16 protein-coding genes are annotated in these 21,489 nt (G+C 58.1%); 4 read left to right on the forward strand and 12 right to left on the reverse strand.

Going from position 1 to position 21,489, the window contains the following annotated elements; all coding sequences use genetic code 11:
- Positions 1-272: 272 nt before the first annotated feature.
- From FIV35_RS19315 to mtnA, 12 genes are all read right to left on the reverse strand, one after another.
- Positions 273-1,622, reverse strand: a complete 1,350-nt coding sequence (locus tag FIV35_RS19315; protein ID WP_173668943.1) for a Wzz/FepE/Etk N-terminal domain-containing protein — start codon at positions 1,620-1,622, stop codon at positions 273-275.
- 411 nt (positions 1,623-2,033) lie between these two features.
- A complete protein-coding gene (locus FIV35_RS19320; RefSeq protein ID WP_034137446.1) occupies positions 2,034-2,264 on the reverse strand; it encodes a LapA family protein in 231 nt (76 codons plus the stop codon).
- A gap of 24 nt (positions 2,265-2,288) precedes the next feature.
- The gene (gene ihfB / locus FIV35_RS19325; RefSeq protein ID WP_008437689.1) at positions 2,289-2,585 is read right to left on the reverse strand and encodes an integration host factor subunit beta; all 297 of its coding nucleotides are present in this window, start codon (positions 2,583-2,585) and stop codon (positions 2,289-2,291) included.
- A 203-nt stretch (positions 2,586-2,788) separates the two neighbouring features.
- The gene (locus FIV35_RS19330) at positions 2,789-3,451 is read right to left on the reverse strand and encodes an acetyltransferase (protein WP_080761407.1); all 663 of its coding nucleotides are present in this window, start codon (positions 3,449-3,451) and stop codon (positions 2,789-2,791) included.
- A 1,808-nt stretch (positions 3,452-5,259) separates the two neighbouring features.
- Entirely contained in the window at positions 5,260-6,945 is a 1,686-nt protein-coding gene (gene rpsA / locus FIV35_RS19340; protein WP_034096538.1) for a 30S ribosomal protein S1, read from the reverse strand.
- A gap of 119 nt (positions 6,946-7,064) precedes the next feature.
- Positions 7,065-7,754, reverse strand: a complete 690-nt coding sequence (gene cmk, locus FIV35_RS19345) for a (d)CMP kinase (RefSeq protein ID WP_034096537.1) — start codon at positions 7,752-7,754, stop codon at positions 7,065-7,067.
- Entirely contained in the window at positions 7,751-9,961 is a 2,211-nt protein-coding gene (locus FIV35_RS19350; protein ID WP_034137444.1) for a bifunctional prephenate dehydrogenase/3-phosphoshikimate 1-carboxyvinyltransferase, read from the reverse strand. Before FIV35_RS19350 ends, cmk begins: the two co-directional genes overlap by 4 nt.
- Positions 9,962-9,989: 28 nt before the next feature.
- The gene (gene hisC / locus FIV35_RS19355) at positions 9,990-11,102 is read right to left on the reverse strand and encodes a histidinol-phosphate transaminase (protein WP_034137443.1); all 1,113 of its coding nucleotides are present in this window, start codon (positions 11,100-11,102) and stop codon (positions 9,990-9,992) included.
- A 9-nt stretch (positions 11,103-11,111) separates the two neighbouring features.
- Complete coding sequence (gene pheA, locus FIV35_RS19360; RefSeq protein WP_034096534.1) at positions 11,112-12,206, reverse strand: prephenate dehydratase; 1,095 nt, start codon at positions 12,204-12,206, stop codon at positions 11,112-11,114.
- Positions 12,206-13,291 (reverse strand): 3-phosphoserine/phosphohydroxythreonine transaminase, encoded by a 1,086-nt coding sequence (gene serC, locus FIV35_RS19365; protein WP_034096533.1) that lies wholly within the window; start codon positions 13,289-13,291, stop codon positions 12,206-12,208. Before serC ends, pheA begins: the two co-directional genes overlap by 1 nt.
- Before the next feature lie 242 nt (positions 13,292-13,533).
- Positions 13,534-16,188, reverse strand: coding sequence for a DNA gyrase subunit A (gene gyrA, locus FIV35_RS19370; RefSeq protein ID WP_034137442.1), 2,655 nt, complete (start codon positions 16,186-16,188; stop codon positions 13,534-13,536).
- A gap of 422 nt (positions 16,189-16,610) precedes the next feature.
- A complete protein-coding gene (gene mtnA / locus FIV35_RS19375; protein ID WP_034137441.1) occupies positions 16,611-17,681 on the reverse strand; it encodes an S-methyl-5-thioribose-1-phosphate isomerase in 1,071 nt (356 codons plus the stop codon).
- 109 nt (positions 17,682-17,790) lie between these two features.
- On the opposite strand from mtnA, the gene FIV35_RS19380 reads away from it, so the two are divergent.
- From FIV35_RS19380 to FIV35_RS19395, 4 genes are all read left to right on the forward strand, one after another.
- On the forward strand, positions 17,791-19,122 hold the full coding sequence (locus tag FIV35_RS19380; protein ID WP_034137440.1) for a TRZ/ATZ family hydrolase: 1,332 nt from the start codon (positions 17,791-17,793) through the stop codon (positions 19,120-19,122).
- A 63-nt stretch (positions 19,123-19,185) separates the two neighbouring features.
- The gene (gene ubiG / locus FIV35_RS19385) at positions 19,186-19,884 is read left to right on the forward strand and encodes a bifunctional 2-polyprenyl-6-hydroxyphenol methylase/3-demethylubiquinol 3-O-methyltransferase UbiG (RefSeq protein WP_010211967.1); all 699 of its coding nucleotides are present in this window, start codon (positions 19,186-19,188) and stop codon (positions 19,882-19,884) included.
- 4 nt (positions 19,885-19,888) lie between these two features.
- A complete protein-coding gene (mupP, locus tag FIV35_RS19390) occupies positions 19,889-20,560 on the forward strand; it encodes an N-acetylmuramic acid 6-phosphate phosphatase MupP (protein ID WP_034137439.1) in 672 nt (223 codons plus the stop codon).
- A 186-nt stretch (positions 20,561-20,746) separates the two neighbouring features.
- The gene (locus tag FIV35_RS19395; protein ID WP_034137438.1) at positions 20,747-21,487 is read left to right on the forward strand and encodes a YciK family oxidoreductase; all 741 of its coding nucleotides are present in this window, start codon (positions 20,747-20,749) and stop codon (positions 21,485-21,487) included.
- Positions 21,488-21,489 lie beyond the last annotated feature (2 nt).

The following is a 21,489-nucleotide window of genomic DNA, read 5'->3' on the forward strand; positions in this document are numbered from 1 at the left end:
CGTCATATGGTGATCTCTTGTTATCAAGTCTCACACAATGGCTCCAACCTTGCGCGGTTCTATCGTTACTCAAAGGCTGGTAGCATCAGATGACGGGTGTGCGGGCTAGCTCTCCCAAGGCGAATCGCTTCGCATCAGACATGAAACGAATTAAATCATAGCTTCGCTCCGAAATCCGCATAAAGATAGCGTGACAGGGGTACCCGGTCATGATAGACATCATAAAGCCATCATCCCTGACCGCGGCAATACCCCTTTTGACAGTACCCATCTCAGAGCGCTTCAACATTCGACAGCAGCGCTTTTTTTGCAGGGATTGATGAATGTGGCAGCAACGTCGTATCCGAACTGTTTTCACGGCGACTTTGGTCGGTGCCTCGCACAAATGCAGCAACCAGGCCCAACATCAAACCAAACACAATTCCGATAATGATAAGCAACATTTTCTTAGGTTTCACGGGTCCCAACGGATCAATGGCCTTTTTGTCAATTGTAACAAGCTTCAAGCCGCTCATATCGACATTTAGGTTGCGCAGTCGCACTTCTTCAGCGCGCAGAGGCTGTACACCACTGAGGAACAGATCTTCGTTTTTCCGCTGATTGAGCACTTCGACCTCACGATTAGCCTGAAGAAGCTGAAGCTCCTTGGCTATCTGGGCGATCCGCGCCTCGGTGAAGTCATCTGACTTGCGTTGCAACAGCGCAGCCCGCTCAGCCAACAGGGCATCTACGCCCATGAAATACAGGGGGATTTGCTGATTGTTTACCTCTGTCCGCATTACAGGCTGGCTTCCCTGGACACCCGCCCCCCCCAGAGAAGAAGGAGTGCTCGGCTTCTGGATACCTAGAGATTTCGCGATCCCAATCGCTTCGTTCAACTGCGCAATTTGGTCAGCACGCTGATTTTTCAGCTGGGCACGCAGAGCTTTCAATTCATCCTGCAGCTGAGCCCGCTTGAGATTATCCTCCTCGGTCAACTTAGCGATTTTAGCCGCCTTGTCAGTAACATAACTGGAGCGCGCTGAATCGAGCCTGCCAGCAAGTTCACTCAAACGGTTCCTGACAATCACTTCCATATCAGCAGCGATTTGCTGACGCTGACTTTCAATCGCGTACTGAACAAAGCCGTTTAGAATAGCGACGCCAGCAACACCCTCGGGGTAGTTCATTACCAGTTTAATATAAGCATTCAAGGAACCCGCGTTCTTGGCATCAGGAACCACTAATTTAATTGAGTTATAATTAAACTCTTCAAAACTTTGCTCCAAAGTTCTGCCGGGGCGTTCAAAATTTTTGAACAACTTTTGGTTCGCCCTGAAAAAACCAAGGCGAGTCTCATAGGACTCAAGAGAAGCACCCACCTTTATTAAAGCATCACCAGATGGCAACTGGTAAATTTCAGAGCGATTCAACGCATCTAGCTCATTGATCGCCGCTGGGCGCAAAACGCTACTAACTTGATATTCCGGACGCACGAGGAAAGCATAGGCACTTGCTAACGCTGCGACGACAACCGTGACCAACAATATCAGAGCCTTTTGCTGCAATACCATACGGCAAAAAATGTAGAGATCCATTTCATCAGATGAGGAAACGCGGGGAATTTGGAAGCTACTACTCACAACAAAAACCTGCCTTCAAAGAGAAACTGCGGGCTCGTTATGCGGAGCAAATTGTGTATTTTTTATTTTATTTTGATGACCGTGAAAACCCAGCGTCTCTGCCAGATTTTCAGCGCACAAAATGCACGTTATCGAGAACAGATTGCATTCTGCCATCTCTCAGACATATTACAAGCCTTGACATATCCGCAGAGCGCCTCAATGCATGACTAGCGGGAAGTCCTCAAATAACTCTCCTCTGAAGTGAAGACTGAACGAGCCGCCCGCAAGCGGCACCTTCGGTGTTTACGATGCCAAAAGCCCTTACCCATCTATACAGCAGCTGGAACGGCCAGACCAAGAATGCTTTCTAACGGCCAACACCAGGTCACGCACCCCACTTACCGATTTTGAGCACGGGCAATGTGCGAGCTATTGGATGAGCCTGGAACCTCGATTGCGGAACAATACGCCCAAAAAAGGGCCTACCAACATACCAATAATCAAGGACACCACCACGAATACTGATACCGGCATCTGCGCCGTAGCCAGACCAAAGAACACAAGGGAAACACCCTGCTTATTTTCCAAAATGAACACTAACACTACCAGAACAATTATCAGCGTCGCCAATACAACTGCGACTCGCTTAACCCCACGCATAACCTTCTCCCACTCTGAAAAGACTCAGACGCTTTCTTCTTCATCTTCGTTCACTCGGTCACGCAGCTCTTTTCCAGGCTTGAAGTGAGGTACAAATTTTCCATCGAGACTGACGGACTGGCCCGTCTTTGGATTGCGGCCGACGCGCGGAGCACGATAGTGCAGCGAAAAGCTGCCAAAACCGCGAATTTCAATCCGATCCCCGGTCGCAAGGCATTGAGACATCTGTTCAAGCATTGTCTTGATAGCCAGCTCAACATCCTTGGATGAAAGCAGCCCTTGATGGGTGACAATTCGTTCGATCAACTCCGACTTCGTCATATTTTTCCCTTCTTTTTCAAGCAGCTAGATCAGCGCTTCAAAGGTTTTAGCACGACTTCAAGCTTTTGAAAAGCCCGTCGGAAGACTTCACATGGTAAGAACCGTAAAAAACCTGTACGACCCCTCTATGATGTATATTCTCATCCCTACTCAAAGCGAACTTCAAACAAGCGGTACGAAAATACGAAGAGCTTTCGGCGACCTCATAAATACTTATCTCCCCGCCTCCTAGACCTAACAGCTTTTGCCGGAGAACCGTAAGCGACGGTATAGGACTGTACATCATCCAAAACCATCGATTGCCCTCCAATCACTGCATGCTCACCTATGTGCACGCCATGGCGCAAGCTAGCGCCAATCCCCACAGCCGAAGACCTCCCCACCTGACAGCTCCCGCCAGTGGTAACACCAGGCGCCAAACTGGAAAAATCCTGCATTGCAGAGTCGTGATCAAGAGACGCCTTCGTATTAACGATACAGAAATCACCTATCTGGCAACTTGGATTTACAACCGCCCCAGCCATAATTACCGTTCCAGCCCCAATTGAAACATCGATTCCGATAACCGCTGCAGGGTGTATTGCGCTGACAAAACGTAGACTAGGGCAGAGCATTGCGATTCGAGTCACCACACTCTCCCTAACCGCGTTATCTCCTATGGCAACAATCGCCCCGTCGATGCGATGCTCACTGATAAGGCTAGGGAGATCTGCCTCATTGCCAATGATTTCATAGCCGAGCGTTTGTGCCCCCAGCGGCCTCAAACTATCTACGAAGCCAACGATTTTATAGCGCGCCTGTTTTTCGACGATATCAACAACTACTTTGGCGTGACCGGAAGAACCGATCAGTACGATTTTTTCCACACTAAACTCCTAGAGATACAGCTCCCATTGTCATTCCTAGTCGACAGCCGGTCGGATGCATAGTTGTTGTTCATACACTAAGATCAGCACAACGCATATCGACTATTTAACACCTTGTCCATCACTCTATAAACTTATACACGCCTGCCAAACTTGCCTACTCATCCACGTAAAACTTAATTGGAGTCCCCCAATATCTCATATGTGACATGCACTGCTATAATTTCAGTCAAAAAATCAACTGCGTTGACTCCCGGCTATTATCACAACAACGTCAGACATCGAGTACGACACGGACTCACATCCACTATCCTTTTACCCCACCGCACATACGACTCCATACCGGAGGGGGGTCAGGTTAGGCGCCTAGACCGTTTTCATATCCAGTATTGAAACCAATTCGAGGTGGCCCCACAGTTTCTTCGGCAACGTCTGATTCATCCCCCCCCCAACGCCACTTGGACTTTTGCCTTCAACGCCAGATTGGCAGACACGAGCTTCCATAAGGTCCAGACATACCATAATGTGCATTTTTATAGAGAACGCCTTCCGTTGCCGCCATAGCACCATCAAAGTTTGTATGACTCCCAACCGCCCAACGTTCCGCTCACCCTTTTACCCTGATTCAGCTTGAGGTTGCTCGCCCAACTGCCCATAGTGGGTTTATTCGATCAATAGCCATAACCATCTTGCAACCCCGTGCTCCCCGCAGAGGATTCTGAGCCGATCACGCAAGCGGTTCAGGCTCATCATCACTCTTAGCCTCGTCTGCTAATGCCAGCTCACCCCATAAACCAGTCAGTCGCAAACCTAAGGCGGTGCCGCGTGGCTCGTTTCCCAATTCACTGCCAGTTTCAGGTGCCGGTTGAGAAAGCTCTCAACACCCGCTCACCAGCGCGACAACTGCACGCATAGATGTTGGCATCGTCGATATAGCGATCTAAGCAGTGCTCTCCTCCGCTCCAATTCACGGCCCAGCTCATCAAAAAGGATATTCGACAGTAACAGCGAGAGGAGGTCGCCTTGTGGCATTCCTTCCTGCAGTCAGCTGGCGATCCAACCCGACATATATCCTACTTCAAGATAACGGCGGATCAACCTGAGCATGTACCTGTCCTCAGTGTGACGCTCTATCTTGTCCATAAGAACTTCGTGATTCACTTAATCAAAGAACTTCCCCAGATCGAGCTCCATGCATCAACGATGGCTTGCTGCCATATGGGCGTGAGCCGTTTTAATGGCTTGATGGCACTCCGACTTAGACGAAACCCTCGGATTCCGACTGATACTTAGGATGAAAGCCCTCTTATCGAGAGATTTCTACTTTATTGGCATTCGATGAAACGCTAACGCCCATCGGCGGCATAACCAGTTCAGCTCTTCGTGGCAGGCTTTTTGCTATTTACCACAGCTTCGGCTGATTTCTGCTGACCATCCCGTCGCCTCTCGACGCCAGGAAAAACAGTAGATCCCCCAGGGGCAATTCGCGCACCCTTCCTTCTTATGCCGTCGGATATAAGCCGTAGCATTCCGTGCAGGTACCGTGCTTAACAATTTTCACCGCCTTACCTCACTATGCAATTTCTGTATGCTTCCTATTCGTTAGACAAGCATTTTGTCTCAGACCTCCTTTAGATTCGCAGTCATCCACGCCCCCCCCATTGTCTCTGCCTAAGATTTACCCTTGCCGCGCGTGTAGGAGGGCTTTACCTCCACTCACCAACAAAGCCAGCACAGCCAAGCTGGTTACTCTTCGCGCACAAAAAAGGGCGACCGAAGTCGCCCTTTTCCTACAGCTTTTACAGAACTTAGTTCTGCTTAGCCATTGCTTCGCGCAGCAGGGAGGCCATGGTGGTCTCGCCTTGTGCAGCTTCTGGAGCCGATTTCAGGCTCTGGATAGCTTCTTTCTCTTCCACTTCGTCTTTCGACTTGATGGAGAGTTGGATTACGCGGCTCTTGCGGTCAACGCTGATGATCTTGGCTTCTACTTCCTGGCCTTCTTTCAGAACGTTGCGCGCGTCTTCAACGCGGTCACGGCTGATTTCGGAGGCTTTCAGAGTCGCTTCGATATCGTCGGCCAGAGTGATGATGGCGCCTTTAGCGTCAACTTCTTTCACAGTGCCCTTAACGATTGCGCCTTTGTCGTTCTCTTGAACGTACTCGGAGAACGGATCGCTTTCCAGTTGCTTGATACCCAGGGAGATGCGCTCGCGCTCTGGGTCAACCGACAGGATAACGGTGTCCAGCTCGTCGCCCTTCTTGAAACGACGAACAGCTTCTTCGCCCACTTCGTTCCAGGAGATGTCGGACAGGTGAACCAGGCCGTCAATGCCGCCGTCCAGACCAATGAAGATACCGAAATCGGTGATCGACTTGATGGTGCCGGAGATTTTATCGCCCTTGTTGAACTGGCCAGAGAAATCTTCCCATGGGTTAGATTTGCACTGCTTGATGCCCAGGGAGATACGACGACGCTCTTCGTCGATGTCCAGAACCATAACTTCCACTTCGTCGCCGACTTGTACGACTTTCGAAGGGTGGATGTTTTTGTTGGTCCAGTCCATTTCGGAAACGTGCACCAGGCCTTCCACGCCTTCTTCCAGCTCAGCGAAGCAGCCGTAGTCGGTCAGGTTGGTAACACGCGCGGTCACGCGAGTGCCTTCTGGGTAACGTGCTTTGATAGCAACCCATGGATCTTCGCCCAGCTGCTTCAAGCCCAGGGAAACGCGGTTGCGCTCACGATCGTACTTCAGAACCTTGACATCGATCTCGTCGCCAACATTGACGATTTCGGAAGGATGCTTGATACGCTTCCAAGCCATGTCGGTAATGTGCAGCAGGCCATCGACGCCACCCAGATCGACGAATGCGCCGTAATCGGTGAGGTTTTTGACGATACCTTTGACTTGTTGGCCTTCCTGCAGGGATTCCAGCAGAGCTTCACGCTCGGCGGAGTTCTCTGCTTCCAGTACGCTGCGACGGGAAACGACAACGTTGTTGCGCTTCTGGTCGAGCTTGATGACCTTGAATTCGAGTTCTTTGCCTTCCAGGTGCGTGGTGTCGCGCACTGGACGAACGTCGACCAAAGAACCTGGCAGGAACGCACGGATGCCGTTAACGTCGACAGTGAAGCCGCCTTTAACCTTACCGTTGATAACGCCCTTGACCACTTCTTCAGCTGCGAAGGCTGCTTCGAGAACAATCCAGCATTCAGCGCGCTTGGCTTTTTCACGGGACAGCTTGGTTTCACCGAAACCGTCTTCAACCGAGTCCAGAGCAACGTGAACTTCGTCACCGACATTGATTGTCAGATCACCAGCATCGTTGTAGAACTGTTCCAGCGGGATCAGAGCTTCAGACTTCAGACCAGCGTGAACGGTTACCCAGCGAGCTTGGTAATCGATATCAACGATAACACCGGTGATGATGGAGCCTGCCTGAAGGTTCAGGGTTTTTAGGCTTTCTTCAAAGAGTTCCGCAAAGCTTTCGCTCATTTTAATTCCTGTTGATAAGGGCGAAGAATACGCCCATCTCCACACCCCAGACGGTGTGGGTCAGTTTCAATTAAAAGAAGCACCGCAGGACTATGACTGGTCCCCTGCAGCCTTCTTGGTCACCCGGCGATATCGCGAATGGCGATCTCGCTCATGATGCGTTCCAGCACCTGCTCGATGGACAACTCCGTGGAATCCAGCTGTATGGCATCGGCCGCCGGTTTGAGCGGGGCTACTGCGCGCTGGGTATCACGCTCATCGCGTGCACGGATCTCATCTAGCAGACTCGACAGACTAACACCATCGACTTTGCCCTTCAACTGCAAGTAGCGGCGGCGCGCCCGCTCCTCGGCGCTGGCCGTCAGAAAAATCTTCAGCGGCGCCTCGGGAAATACCACAGTGCCCATATCGCGCCCATCGGCGACCAGGCCCGGGGGCTCCTGAAACGCCCGCTGGCGCTGCAGCAGTGCATCCCGTACGGCCGGCAACGCCGCCACTTGGGACGCTCCGGAGCCGACATCTTCAGTGCGAATGGCATCACTGACTTCGTCGCCCTCCAGAATGATGCGCTGCAGTTGACCGTCTGTCGCGGCGATGAATTGCACATCCAGATGAGCAGCAAGCTGGGTCAGCAACGCTTCATTGGTCAGGTCGACCCCGTGGTTACGCGCGGCGAACGCCAGCAAGCGATACAGCGCGCCGGAATCCAGCAGGCCCCAGCCAAGGCGCTTTGCCAGGATGCCGGCGATCGTGCCTTTACCCGAACCGCTTGGCCCGTCGATGGTTATCACCGGTGCTTTGATATTCACAATTGAGCCTCTTGGGCAACACGGATGCCGACTTGGGCACACAGTGTAAGAAAATTCGGAAAAGACGTAGCAACATTGGCGCAGTCATGGATATGAATCGGCGCAGCCGCCCGCAACCCAGCCACACTAAAGGCCATGGCAATGCGATGGTCCCCATGGGCATGAACCTCACCCCCCGCCATCGGGCCGCCGTCAATGATAAGCCCATCAGGGGTGGCTTCACACTTCACGCCCAGCGCCAACAGACCGTCGGCCATGACCTGGATACGATCGGACTCCTTGACCCGCAACTCTTGCGCGCCGCGCAAAACGGTTCGCCCTTCAGCGCACGCCGCCGCGATAAACAATACTGGAAACTCATCGATCGCCAACGGCACCAGGGCCTCGGGGATTTCAATACCCGTCAGCGCAGCCGCACGCACCCGCAGGTCGGCTACTGGCTCGCCCCCCACTTCACGGGGATTTTCCAGCGTGATATCCGCGCCCATCAGCCGCAGGATATCGATCACGCCGGTGCGTGTCGGGTTGATGCCAACATGCTCCAGCACCAGCTCGGAACCCTCCGCAATTGAAGCCGCCACCATAAAGAACGCCGCCGACGAGATATCTCCCGGTACTTCAATATGGGTCGCCTTGAGCGCATGGCCGGATTCAACCGATGCCGTCGCCCCGTCCACCGCCACGGGATAACCAAAGCCGCGCAACATACGCTCGGTATGATCACGGGTTGGCGCCGGTTCAGTCACCGCGGTCTTGCCATTGGCATACAGACCGGCCAGCAGCAGGCAGGATTTAACCTGGGCGCTGGCCATCGGCAGCGTGTAGGTCAAACCCTTCAGGGACTGGCCACCGCGAATAGTCAACGGTGGTCGCCCTTGCGGGCCGGTTTCGATCTGCGCGCCCATTTCACGCAGCGGCTCGGCCACGCGGTTCATCGGGCGATTGGACAGCGACGCGTCGCCAGTCAATACGCTGTCGAAGCTTTGCGCAGCCAGCAACCCACAGAGCAAGCGCATGGATGTGCCGGAGTTACCCAGATAAATCGGCCCGGGCGCAGGTTTCAGACCGTGCAGCCCCACCCCATGGATGCTCACGCGACCATGGTGCGGACCTTCGATCACCACCCCCATGTCGCGAAACGCCTGCAAGGTCGCCAGGGCATCTTCGCCTTCAAGAAAGCCTTCGATTTCGGTCACGCCGTCGGCCAATGAGCCCAGCATGATGGAGCGATGGGAGATCGACTTATCCCCGGGCACCCGGATACGCCCACTGAGGCGGCCACCTGGATTGGCGAGAAAGGTCAACGCATCGGCGTTCACAGCGGTTTCCATATAGGCCCGGCGAGCCAGGATCTTGCTGAAATGTTCACGCGCCACCCGCGCACGGGTGAACACGCCCAATAATTGATGGCCATCCCCGGCGTCGACCGCATCGCGCAAAGCGTCGAGATCGCTGCGGAAGGTGTCCAGGGTGCGCAACACCGCCTCGCGATTAGCCAGGAAGATGTCGTGCCACATCACCGGGTCGCTGCCGGCAATACGCGTGAAATCGCGGAAACCTCCGGCGGCGTAACGGAAAATCTCAAGGTTCTCGTTGCGCTTGGCCAACGAATCCACCAGGCCAAAGGCAAGTAAATGCGGCAAATGACTGGTCGCCGCCAGCACTTCATCGTGCCGCTCGACCTGCATATGCTCCACATCCGCCCCTAGCTCGCGCCACAGACGATCCACCACCGCCAAGGCCGCTGGATCCGTTTGCTCAAGCGGCGTCAGGATGACCTTATGCCGGCGGAACAACTGCGCATTCGACGCCTCCACCCCGCTCTGCTCGGAGCCGGCAATCGGATGCCCAGGCACGAAGCGCGCGGGCATGCCGCCAAAGGCCCGTTGCGCCGCGCGCACCACATTGCCCTTGGCACTGCCGACATCAGTCAGGATCGCTTGCCCCAGGTCCATCTGAGCCAGCACTGCAAGCAGCTTTTCCATGGCCAGGATGGGCACGGCGAGCTGGATCACGTCAGCACCTTTACACGCGAGCGCCAGGTCGGCTTCACAGCGATCCACCACGCCCAACTCAACGGCCAGTTGGCGCGATTGCGGGTCCAGGTCGACGCCCACTACTTCACCGCACAGCCCGCTTTCACGCAGGCCCTTGGCGAAGGAACCGCCGATCAAGCCCAGACCCACTACCACCAGGCGACCGATCATAGGCACAGCAGGTTGCAATGCAGTGACATCAACCACGGGCCAGAACCTTGGCCAACGCCTCCAGGAAGCGACTGTTTTCAGCCGGCAAGCCGATGGTGATACGCAGGTGGTTCGGCATCCCGTAGTTGTCCACCGGGCGCACGATCACACCTTCGCGCAGCAACCCTTGAAATATCGGCGCAGCCACTTGGCCCAGATCGACACAGATAAAGTTGCCCTTGGACGCAATCCAGCCCAGGCCCAATGCGCGGAAGCCATCCTGCAACTGCTGCATACCGCTTTCATTGAGGCGACGGCTTTCTTCCAGGTAGTCGACATCCTTCACCGCCGCACAGGCCGCCGCCAGGGCGAGGCTGTTGACGTTGAACGGTTGGCGCACGCGGTTCAGCACATCGGCGACCACCGCGCTCGACAGGCCATAGCCCACCCGCAGCGACGCCAGGCCATAGGCCTTGGAAAACGTGCGCGACACCAGCAGGTTCGGATACGCCGCGAGGAAATCCAGGCCGTCCGGCAGGTCGCTGCCTTCGGCGTACTCGATGTAGGCTTCGTCCAGCACCACCAGCACATGCTCCGGCACGTCCTGCAGGAAGTCGTTCAAGGCTTCGGCACCGAACCAGGTGCCGGTGGGGTTGTTCGGATTGGCGATAAATACCACGCGGGTCTGGGCGTCGATGGCCGCCAGCATGGCCGGCAGGTCATGCCCCCACTCCTTGGCTGGAATCACCCGCGCCTCGGCACCAACGGCCTGAGTCACGATCGGGTAGACCGCGAACGCGTGCTCGCTGAACACCGCATTCAGGCCCGGGGCCAGATAAGCACGGCCTACCAACTCAAGAATGTCGTTGGAGCCGTTGCCCAGGGTCACCTGGTTCAGTTCCACCCGGCATTGTTCCGCCAACAAGGACTTGAGTGCGAAGCCATTGCCGTCCGGATAACGGGTCAGCTCCGCCAGCTCTTCACGAATCGCCGCCAACACCTTGGGGCTTGGGCCCAACGGGTTCTCGTTACTGGCCAGCTTGACGATGTTGGCCGGATCCAGGTTCAACTCGCGCGCCAGCTCGTCCACCGGCTTGCCCGGAACGTAAGGCGACAGTTGTTGCACGCCCGGCTGAGCCAGGGCGAGGAAGTTGCCACTCATGTTAACGCCTCACAAAACCGCTTTCGGGTAGGAGCCCAGCACCTTGAGTGCCACGGCTTCCTGACTGATTTTCTCGAGCACGCCTTTGACCAGCGGGTCGCGGTGATGGCCGACGAAATCGATAAAGAACACGTAGGTCCATTTACCGCTGCGCGAAGGCCGAGTCTCGATGCGCGTCAGATCGATCCCGTTATCATGGAACGGCACCAGCAGCTCATGCAGGGCGCCGGGCTTGTTGCTCATGGACACGATGATCGAGGTCTTGTCGTCGCCGGTCGGCGGCACTTCCTGATTGCCGATCATCAAAAAGCGCGTGGAGTTGTCCGGGCGGTCTTCGATTTTTTCCGCCAGGCGCGTCAGGCCGTACAGGCCCGCGGCCATATCCCCAGCGATCGCCGCTGAGTTCCACTCGCCCTTGACCCGCTTGGCCGCTTCGGCGTTGCTGGACACCGCCACGCGCTCGACATTCGGGTAGTGGGCATCCAGCCACTTGCGGCACTGAGCCAGGGACTGAGCGTGGGAATAGATGCGGCTGATGCTGTCGGTCTTGGTGTTCTCGCCCACCAACAAGTGGTGGTGGATACGCAGCTCCACTTCGCCACAGATCACCATGTCGTGTTCAAGGAAGCTGTCGAGGGTGTGGTTGACCGCACCTTCGGTGGAATTCTCCACCGGCACCACGCCAAAATTCACCGCCCCGGCCGCCACTTCGCGGAACACTTCGTCGATCGCCGCCATTGGTTTGCTGATCACCGCGTGGCCGAAGTGCTTCATGGCCGCCGCTTGTGTAAAAGTGCCCTCAGGACCGAGGTACGCCACTTTCAGCGGCTGCTCCAGGGCCAGGCACGACGACATGATTTCACGGAACAACCGCGCCATCTCTTCGTTGCCCAGCGGGCCCTTGTTGCGCTCCATTACGCGCTTGAGCACTTGGGCTTCGCGTTCAGGGCGGTAGAACACCGGCACTTCGCCTTCGGCTAGGGACGCCATCTTCACTCGCGCCACTTCCTGGGCGCATCGCGCGCGCTCGCTGATCAGCTCCAGGACTTTCTCGTCCAGGCTGTCAATGCGAACGCGCAGGGCCTTGAGTTCTTGTTCAGACATTAGCCGTGTTCCTTTTCGAACTCTGCCATGTAGGCCACCAGCGCGTTGATCGCGTTGATGTCGACAGCGTTGTAGATGGAGGCGCGCATGCCACCTACCGAACGGTGGCCTTTGAGGTTGAGCAGACCGCGTTCGTCGGCACCGGCCAGGAACGGCTTGTCCAGGCGATCATCGGCCAGGCGGAACGGTACGTTCATCCACGAGCGATCCGTTTTGTTGATCGGGTTGCTGTAGAGGCCGCTGGCGTCGATGAAGTCGTACAGGGTGCGCTTCTTCACTTCGTTAAGCTTGCCCATGGCAGCCACACCGCCCTGCTCCTTGAGCCACTCAAACACCAGGCCCGACAGGTACCAGGCGAATGCCGGCGGCGTGTTGTACATCGAGCCGTTATCGGCCGCGACCTTGTAGTTGAGCATGGTCGGGCACAGCGAACGGGCGCGGCCCAGCAGGTCTTCGCGGATGATGTTGACCAGGATGCCGCTCGGGCCGATGTTCTTCTGCGCGCCGGCGTAGATCATGCCGTATTTGGACACATCGATCGGGCGCGAGAGGATGTCCGAGGACATGTCGCACACCAACGGGACGTCACCGACTTCCGGCACCCAGTCGAACTCCAGGCCTCCGATGGTTTCGTTCTGTACGTAGTGCACGTAGGCCGCGTCCTTCGACAGCTTCCACTCGTTCTGACCGGGAATCGCGAAATAGTCGTAAGGCTTGGCGGTGCCCGCCACATTGACGTGGCCGTAGCGCGAAGCCTCCTCAATGGCTTTCTGCCCCCAGATACCGGTGTCGATGTAGTCCGCAGTGCCGTCTTCCGGCAGCAGATTCAGCGGGATCTGGGCGAACTGCTGACTGGCGCCGCCTTGCAGGAACAACACTTTGTAATTGGATGGGATGTCAAGCAAGTCGCGCAGGTCCTGCTCGGCCTTGGTGGCAATGGACACGAACTCATCGCTGCGATGGCTCATTTCCATCACGGAGAGGCCTTTTCCATGCCAGTCGAGGAGTTCACCCTGCGCGCGCTGCAGGACTGCTTCAGGAAGCGCCGCGGGACCGGCACAGAAGTTATAGGCTCTCTTGCTCACATCCAATCTCACTCTGATCTGGTGGGGCTGCAATCATGTTCGGTAACAACCTTTCTCTGGAGCGAACCCTTGTGGGAGCTGGCTTGCCGGCGATAGGGGCACCTCGGTAGCGCAGTGATACCGCGGCGCTGCCATCGCAGGCAAGCCAGCTCCCACATTGACCGCGTCCAGCCAAAGGACGTGTTATTTCATAGGGGACAAACAACAAGGGGCGAATCTTCATCCGCCCCCTGTGTGTCCGCTTATTCCTGCGGTTCTTCTTCGTCTGCGGCAGCGTCGAGGGTAGGCTCGTCGACGGTGTCATCGCCTGTCGGGATCACCTCGCCTTCAAACGCCTCACCTTCCAGCTCTTCGCCTTCGACTTCCGAGGGTTCCTGGACGCGTTCCAGGCCCACCAGTTTTTCGTCCTTGGCCAGCTTGATCAAGGTGACGCCCTGAGTGTTACGACCCAGGCTCGACACTTCGGCCACGCGAGTACGCACCAAGGTACCCTGGTCGGAAATCAGCATGATTTCCTCGCCGTCGAGCACTTGCACCGCGCCGACCAGACGGCCGTTGCGCTCGTTGCTGACCATGGCGATCACGCCCTGGCCGCCACGCTTGTACTCCGGGAACTCGCTGATGGCGGTGCGCTTGCCGTAACCACGCTCGGAAGCGGTGAGGATCTGGCTGCCTTCTTCCGGGATCAGCATCGAGATCAGCTTCTGCCCTTCCGGCAGACGCATGCCGCGCACACCACGGGCGGTACGGCCCATGGCACGTACGTCGGACTCCTTGAAGCGCGTAACCTTGCCACCGTCGGAGAACAGCATGACTTCACGTTCGCCATCGGTGATGGCGGCCGAGATCAGCACGTCGCCTTCGTCCAGCTCCAGGGCGATCAGGCCCACGCTGCGCTGACGGCTGAAGGATTCCAGTGGGGTCTTCTTCACGGTGCCTTTGGCGGTAGCCATGAAGATGAAGTGACCTTCGGTGTATTCCTCGACCGGCAGCATGGTGGTGATGTACTCATCACTGTCCAGCGGCAGCAGGTTGACCAACGGACGACCACGGGCGGCACGGGAGGCTTCCGGGATCTCGTAGGTCTTGAGCCAGTACACCTTGCCCTTGCTGGAGAACAGCAACAGCGTGGTGTGGCTGTTGGCGACCAGCAGGTGAGCGATGTAGTCCTCATCCTTCACGCCGGTAGCCGACTTACCTTTACCGCCACGACGCTGGGCCTGGTAGGCCGCCAACGGTTGGGTCTTGGCATAGCCGCCGTGGGAGATGGTCACCACGCGCTCTTCTTCCGGGATCATGTCGCCCAGGGTCAGGTCGAGGCGCGCATCGAGGATCTCGGTGCGGCGCACATCGCCGTACTCGGCGCGGATCACCTCCAGTTCTTCGCGGATCACTTCCATCAGGCGCACCGCGCTGCTGAGGATGCGGATCAACTCGCCGATCTGGTTGAGGATCTCCTGGTACTCGGCCAGCAGCTTCTCGTGCTCCAGACCGGTAAGGCGGTGCAGACGCAGTTCCAGGATGGCCTGGGCCTGTTCCGGGGACAGGAAGTACTTGCCTTCGCGCAGACCGTATTGCGGGTCCAGGTTCTCCGGACGGCAGGAGTCGGCGCCAGCGCGCTCGACCATGGCTACCACGGCGCTGGATTCCCAAGGCGTGCTGATCAGCGCTTCCTTGGCTTCCGACGGGGTTGGCGAGGCTTTGATCAGCGCGATCACCGGATCGATGTTCGACAACGCAACCGCCTGGCCTTCCAGGATGTGGCCACGTTCGCGGGCCTTGCGCAGTTCGAACACGGTACGGCGGGTGACGACTTCGCGACGGTGACGGACGAAGGCTTCCAGCAGATCCTTGAGGTTCAGGATGCGCGGGCGACCGTCGATGAGAGCTACGACGTTGATACCAAACACGCTTTGCAGCTGGGTCTGGGCGTAGAGGTTGTTGAGGATCACCTCCGGCACTTCGCCACGACGCAGCTCGATCACGACGCGCATACCGTCCTTGTCGGACTCGTCGCGCAGCTCGGTAATACCTTCGAGCTTCTTCTCCTTGACCAGCTCGGCGATCTTCTCGATCAGACGCGCCTTGTTCAGCTGGTAAGGGAGTTCGGTGATCACGATCTGCTGGCGGCCACCGACCTTGTCGATGTCTTCGATGATCGAGCGGGCACGCATGTAAATGCGCCCGCGACCGGTGCGGTAGGCTTCGATGATACCGGCGCGACCATTGATGATCGCGGCGGTCGGGAAGTCCGGACCAGGGATGTACTGCATCAGCTCATCGACGGTCAGCTCAGGATTGTCGATGAGGGCCAGGCAACCGTCGATGACTTCACCGAGGTTGTGCGGCGGGATGTTGGTGGCCATGCCCACGGCGATACCGCTGGAACCGTTGACCAGCAGGTTGGGGATCTTGGTCGGCATGACGGCCGGGATCATTTCGGTGCCGTCGTAGTTCGGCACCCAGTCCACGGTTTCTTTATGCAGGTCGGCCAGCAGCTCGTGCGCCAGCTTGGTCATGCGCACTTCGGTGTATCGCATGGCCGCGGCGTTGTCGCCGTCGACCGAACCGAAGTTGCCTTGACCGTCTACCAGCAGGTAGCGCAGGGAAAACGGCTGGGCCATACGTACGATGGTGTCGTACACCGCAGTGTCGCCGTGAGGGTGATACTTACCGATCACGTCACCGACAACACGGGCAGATTTCTTGTACGGCTTGTTCCAGTCGTTACCCAGCTCGCTCATCGCGAACAGCACACGCCGGTGCACGGGCTTCAAGCCATCGCGTGCATCAGGCAGTGCTCGACCGACAATCACGCTCATCGCGTAGTCGAGGTAGGACTGTTTCAGCTCGTCTTCGATATTGACCGGGAGGATTTCTTTGGCCAGTTCGCCCATGAGAAGCCTGATTCCTTTTTCGGGTGAAACTTCGTCACATCCATATGGGACGAACGAAGCTCGCCGCTGCCGGCAGAGTGCCTGGCAACGACTTACGACAAATCAACGAGTTATGACACGGATCTGCACGTTATAGGCCGCCCCTCGGGGTGACCTTGGAAACCGCCGGATGTTATCACAATCGCCGCCACGCACCTATCCCCTTGATGGGCATGGAGCATAGTAAGTTGACGGATGACAGGCTTGAGGGCGACGAGAGGGGCTCAGAGGTGGGGTGGTGGTATTTTTCGAGGGAGAATCCGAGGGTTTTGTTGACTTTTAGAGCCAATCGGGGGCAAGCCCCCTCGCACACTGAAAATGTGAACACAGTCAAATGTGGGAGGGGGCTTGCCACGATGACCATTTCAGCCTCAACATAAACCTCAGTGCAGCCGCTTACGGCACATCAACTTGGCCAATTTCGCGGTATCCGGCCGTTCGACGATGCCTTTTTCGGTCACGATCACATCGATCAGGTCGGCTGGCGTCACATCGAACACCGGGTTGTAGGCGCCGACCTCCAGCTGCTGCCCCATCACCTCCAGCAATTCACCGGCATTGCGTTCTTCCAGGGCGACGTCTTCGCCGGTCTCCATCATCAGGTCCAGGGTGGAACTCGGCGCCACTACCATAAAGCGCACGCCGTGATGCATGGCGCAGACCGCAAGTTGATAGGTGCCGATCTTGCCGACCACATCACCGTTGGCGGCGATGCAGTCCGCGCCCACGACCACCCAGGTCACACCTTTGGTCTTGAGGATATGGGCACCGGCCGAGTCGGCATTCACCGTAACCGGGATGCCCTCGCCCGCCAGTTCCCAGGCGGTCAGCCGTGAACCTTGCAGCCAAGGACGGGTTTCATTGACGTAGACCTGCTCGACCATGCCCTCAAGGAATGCGCCACGGATCACCCCCAGCGCCGTGCCGACCCCGCCGGTGGCCAGCGCGCCCGCGTTGCCGTGGGTCAAAATGGCCTGGGCATTGCCCTGATGCTTGCGGATCAGGTCGACGCCCAATTGCGCCATGGTCAGGTTGGCTTCGCGGTCGCTTTCATGAATCGCAATGGCCTCGGCTTCCAGCGCAGCCAGCGGATCGGCGTGTTTCTTGAGACGGTCGAGGCGGTCTCGCATGCATTTGAGGGCCCAGAACAGGTTCGACGCGGTCGGACGACTCTCGGCGAGCAGTGCGTAGTCTTCTTCCCACCCGGCCTGCCAGTCACCGCCCTCGGCGATGCGCGCCCGAGCGGCCAGAACCAGGCCATAGGCCGCGCTGATACCGATGGCTGCCGCGCCGCGCACCACCATCCCACGGATGGCCGCGGCCACTTCGTCCACCGTGGCGCAGGCGACCCAACGCTCGCGGGACGGCAAAGCGCGTTGGTCGAGCAGGCGCAGCGTGCCGTCGCGCCAATCGATGGCCTTCACTTTCTCCGCAGCCAACAGTCGATCGCGCATCCCTTACTCCGCACTCATGAACAAAAGCCGCCGATTATAGCGATCCGCCAGCCAGGACGCTCGGGTATACTTCGCGCTTCTTTTATAGCTGCCCAGGAAGAAGCCCGCGATGACCCCCACCGCCGCCCCGCTCGACATCTTGCTGTTGCCGACCTGGCTGGTACCTGTGGAGCCCGCCGGCGTGGTGCTCAGGGAGCACGGCCTGGGCATCCGCGACGGGCGCATCGCCTTTATCGGGCCTCGGGCGGCAGCGCTGAAACTGCAAGCCGCCGAGGTGCGCGAGCTGCCGGGCATGCTGCTCAGCCCCGGTTTGATCAACGCCCACGGGCACGCGGCCATGAGCCTGTTTCGCGGCCTGGCCGATGATCTGCCGCTGATGACCTGGCTGGAAAAGCACATCTGGCCCGCCGAGGCCAAGTGGGTCGATGAAGCCTTTGTACGCGACGGCACCGACCTGGCTATCGCCGAACAGCTCAAAGGGGGCATCACCTGTTTCTCCGATATGTACTTCTACCCCAAGGTCGCCAGCGACTGCGTACACAACAGCGGCATGCGCGCGCAGATCGCGATTCCGATCCTCGATTTCCCGATCCCTGGCGCCAGCACCGCCGATGAAGCGATTCGCCAGGGCATCGAGCTGTTCGGCGACCTCAAGCACCACCCGCGCGTCAATATCACCTTCGGCCCCCACGCGCCCTACACCGTATGCGATGCCAACCTGGAGAAAATCCGAGTAATCGCCGAAGAACTCGACGCCGCCATCCATATGCATGTACACGAAACCGCCGGCGAGGTGCAGCAAGCCGTGGAGCAGACCGGCGAGCGGCCGTTGGCGCGCCTGAGCCGCCTCGGGCTGTTGGGGCCGCGCTTCCAGGCCGTTCACATGACTCAAATCAGCGAGGACGACCTGGTTTTGCTGGTAGAAAGCAATACCAGCGTGATCCATTGCCCTGAGTCGAACCTGAAACTGGCCAGTGGCTTCTGCCCGGTGGAACGTCTGTGGCAGGCTGGCGTCAATGTGGCCCTCGGCACCGACGGCGCCGCCAGCAATAACGACTTGGATTTACTCGGCGAAACCCGCACCGCTGCGATGTTGGCCAAGGCCGTCGCCGGTTCGGCCACCGCTCTGGATGCGCATCGCGCACTGCGCATGGCTACGCTCAACGGAGCGCGCGCCATGGGGCTGGACACTGAGATCGGTTCGCTGGAGCTGGGCAAGGCGGCGGATATCGTCGCCTTCGATCTGTCGGGGCTGGCGCAACAACCGATCTACGATCCGGTCTCACAGCTTATATATGCCACCGGACGCGATTGCGTGAAACACCTTTGGGTCGCCGGCAAGCAGTTGCTCGACGACCGGCGATTGACCCGCATGGATGAGCAACAGTTGACCGCCACGGCCGTCGCCTGGGGCCGGCGCATCAGCGGGCAGCACGAATAACGACGGTGGTGAACCTGCGCGTTCAACACCGGCCACCGATTTATCAGATTCAGAGGATGCACCATGAGCAACGTCGACCACGCCGAAATCGCCAAATTCGAAGCCCTGGCCCACCGCTGGTGGGACCGCGAAAGCGAGTTCAAACCGCTGCACGACATCAACCCGCTGCGAGTCAACTGGATTGACGAACGCGTCAATCTGGCCGGCAAGAAAGTGTTGGACGTCGGCTGCGGCGGCGGCATCCTCAGCGAAGCCATGGCCCAGCGCGGCGCCACGGTGATGGGCATCGACATGGGCGAAGCGCCACTGGCCGTGGCCCAGTTGCACCAGTTGGAGTCCGGCGTGAACGTGGAGTACCGCCAGATCACCGCCGAAGCCCTGGCCGAAGAGATGCCCGAGCAGTTCGACGTGGTCACCTGCCTGGAAATGCTCGAACACGTGCCGGACCCGTCATCGGTGATCCGCGCGTGCTTCCGCATGGTCAAGCCGGGCGGCCAGGTGTTTTTCTCCACCATCAACCGCAACCCCAAGGCCTACCTGTTCGCGATCATCGGCGCTGAATACATCATGAAGCTGCTGCCGCGCGGCACCCATGACTTCAAGAAATTCATCCGCCCGTCCGAGCTGGGGGCCTGGAGCCGCCAGGCCGGCTTGACCGTCAAGGACATTATCGGCCTGACCTACAACCCGCTGACCAAGCACTACAAGCTGGCCAACGACGTCGACGTCAACTACATGATCCAGACCCTGCGCGAGGAGTAAGCCTGTGAAGTTGCGAGCGGTTCTCTTCGATATGGACGGCACCCTGCTGGATACGGCGCCGGACTTTATCGCCATCTGCCAGGCCATGCGCGCCGACCGAGGCCTGGCGCCGATCAACGACCAACACATCCGCGATGAAATCTCCGGCGGCGCGCGGGCGATGGTCGCGGTGACGTTCTCGATGGACCCAGAGTCTCCAGGCTTCGAGGAACTGCGCCAAGAGTTTCTCGAACGCTACCTCAAGGGCTGCGCGATCCATAGCAAGCTGTTCGACGGCATGGGCGAGCTGCTGGCGGACATCGAAAAGGCCAACCTGATCTGGGGCGTGGTCACCAACAAGCCGGTGCGCTTTGCCGAGCCGATCATGCAGCAGCTGGGCTTGGCCGAGCGTTCGGCATTGCTGATCTGCCCGGACCATGTGAAGAACAGCAAACCGGACCCCGAGCCGCTGATCCTGGCGTGCAAGATGCTCGACCTCGACCCGGCCAGCGTGCTGTTCGTGGGTGACGACCTGCGTGACATCGAGTCCGGCCGCGACGCCGGCACGCGCACAGCGGCGGTCACCTATGGCTATATCCACCCGGATGACAACCCGCGCCATTGGGGCGCGGATGTGGTGGTGGATCACCCGCTGGAACTGCGCAAGGTGCTGGATAACGCGCTATGCAGTTGCTGATGGCTCACCGATCCAGCTGACCGATGAAGATCCCCTGTGGGAGGGGGCTTGCCCCTGATTGCAATGTGTCAGTCATTGCATTTGTTGACTGATCCACCGTTATCGGGGGCAAGCCCCCTCCCACAAGGGGTCTCCATCGATCTCAAGTTTTGTGCTGAAACATGTTGAATTCTGTCGAGGCTATTTATGTTTGATTACTCCGCACGTCCAGAACTGCTCAAAGACCGCGTCATCCTGGTGACCGGCGCCGGTCGCGGGATTGGCGCGGCAGCGGCGAAAACCTATGCCGCCCATGGCGCCACCGTGCTCTTGCTGGGCAAGACCGAAGCCAACCTGGCCCAGGTGTATGACGAAATCGAAGCCGCCGGCCACCCGCAACCGGTGGTGATTCCGTTTAACCTGGAGACCGCCCTGCCCCATCAATACGATGAGTTGGCGGCGATGATCGAGAAGGAATTCGGCCACCTCGACGGCCTGCTGCACAACGCCTCGATCATCGGCCCACGCACGCCGATCGAACAGTTGTCCGGCGAGAACTTCATGCGGGTGATGCATGTGAACGTCAATGCGATGTTTATGCTGACCAGCACTTTGCTGCCGCTGCTCAAGCTGTCCCAGGATGCATCGGTGGTGTTCACCTCCAGCAGCGTCGGGCGCAAAGGCCGGGCGTACTGGGGCGCGTATGGCGTATCGAAGTTCGCCACCGAAGGCTTGATGCAGACCCTGGCCGACGAACTGGAGGATGTGGCGGCGGTGCGGGCCAACAGCATCAACCCAGGCGGCACCCGCACCAGCATGCGTGCCCAGGCTTATCCGGGGGAAAACCCGATGGAAAGGCCGGCACCGGAGGAAATCATGCCGGTGTACCTGTATTTGATGGGGCCGGACAGCGCGGGCGTGAATGGGCAGGCATTCGATGCCCAGTAACC

Source organism: Pseudomonas rhodesiae (assembly GCF_007858255.1).
Lineage (GTDB): Bacteria > Pseudomonadota > Gammaproteobacteria > Pseudomonadales > Pseudomonadaceae > Aquipseudomonas > Aquipseudomonas rhodesiae.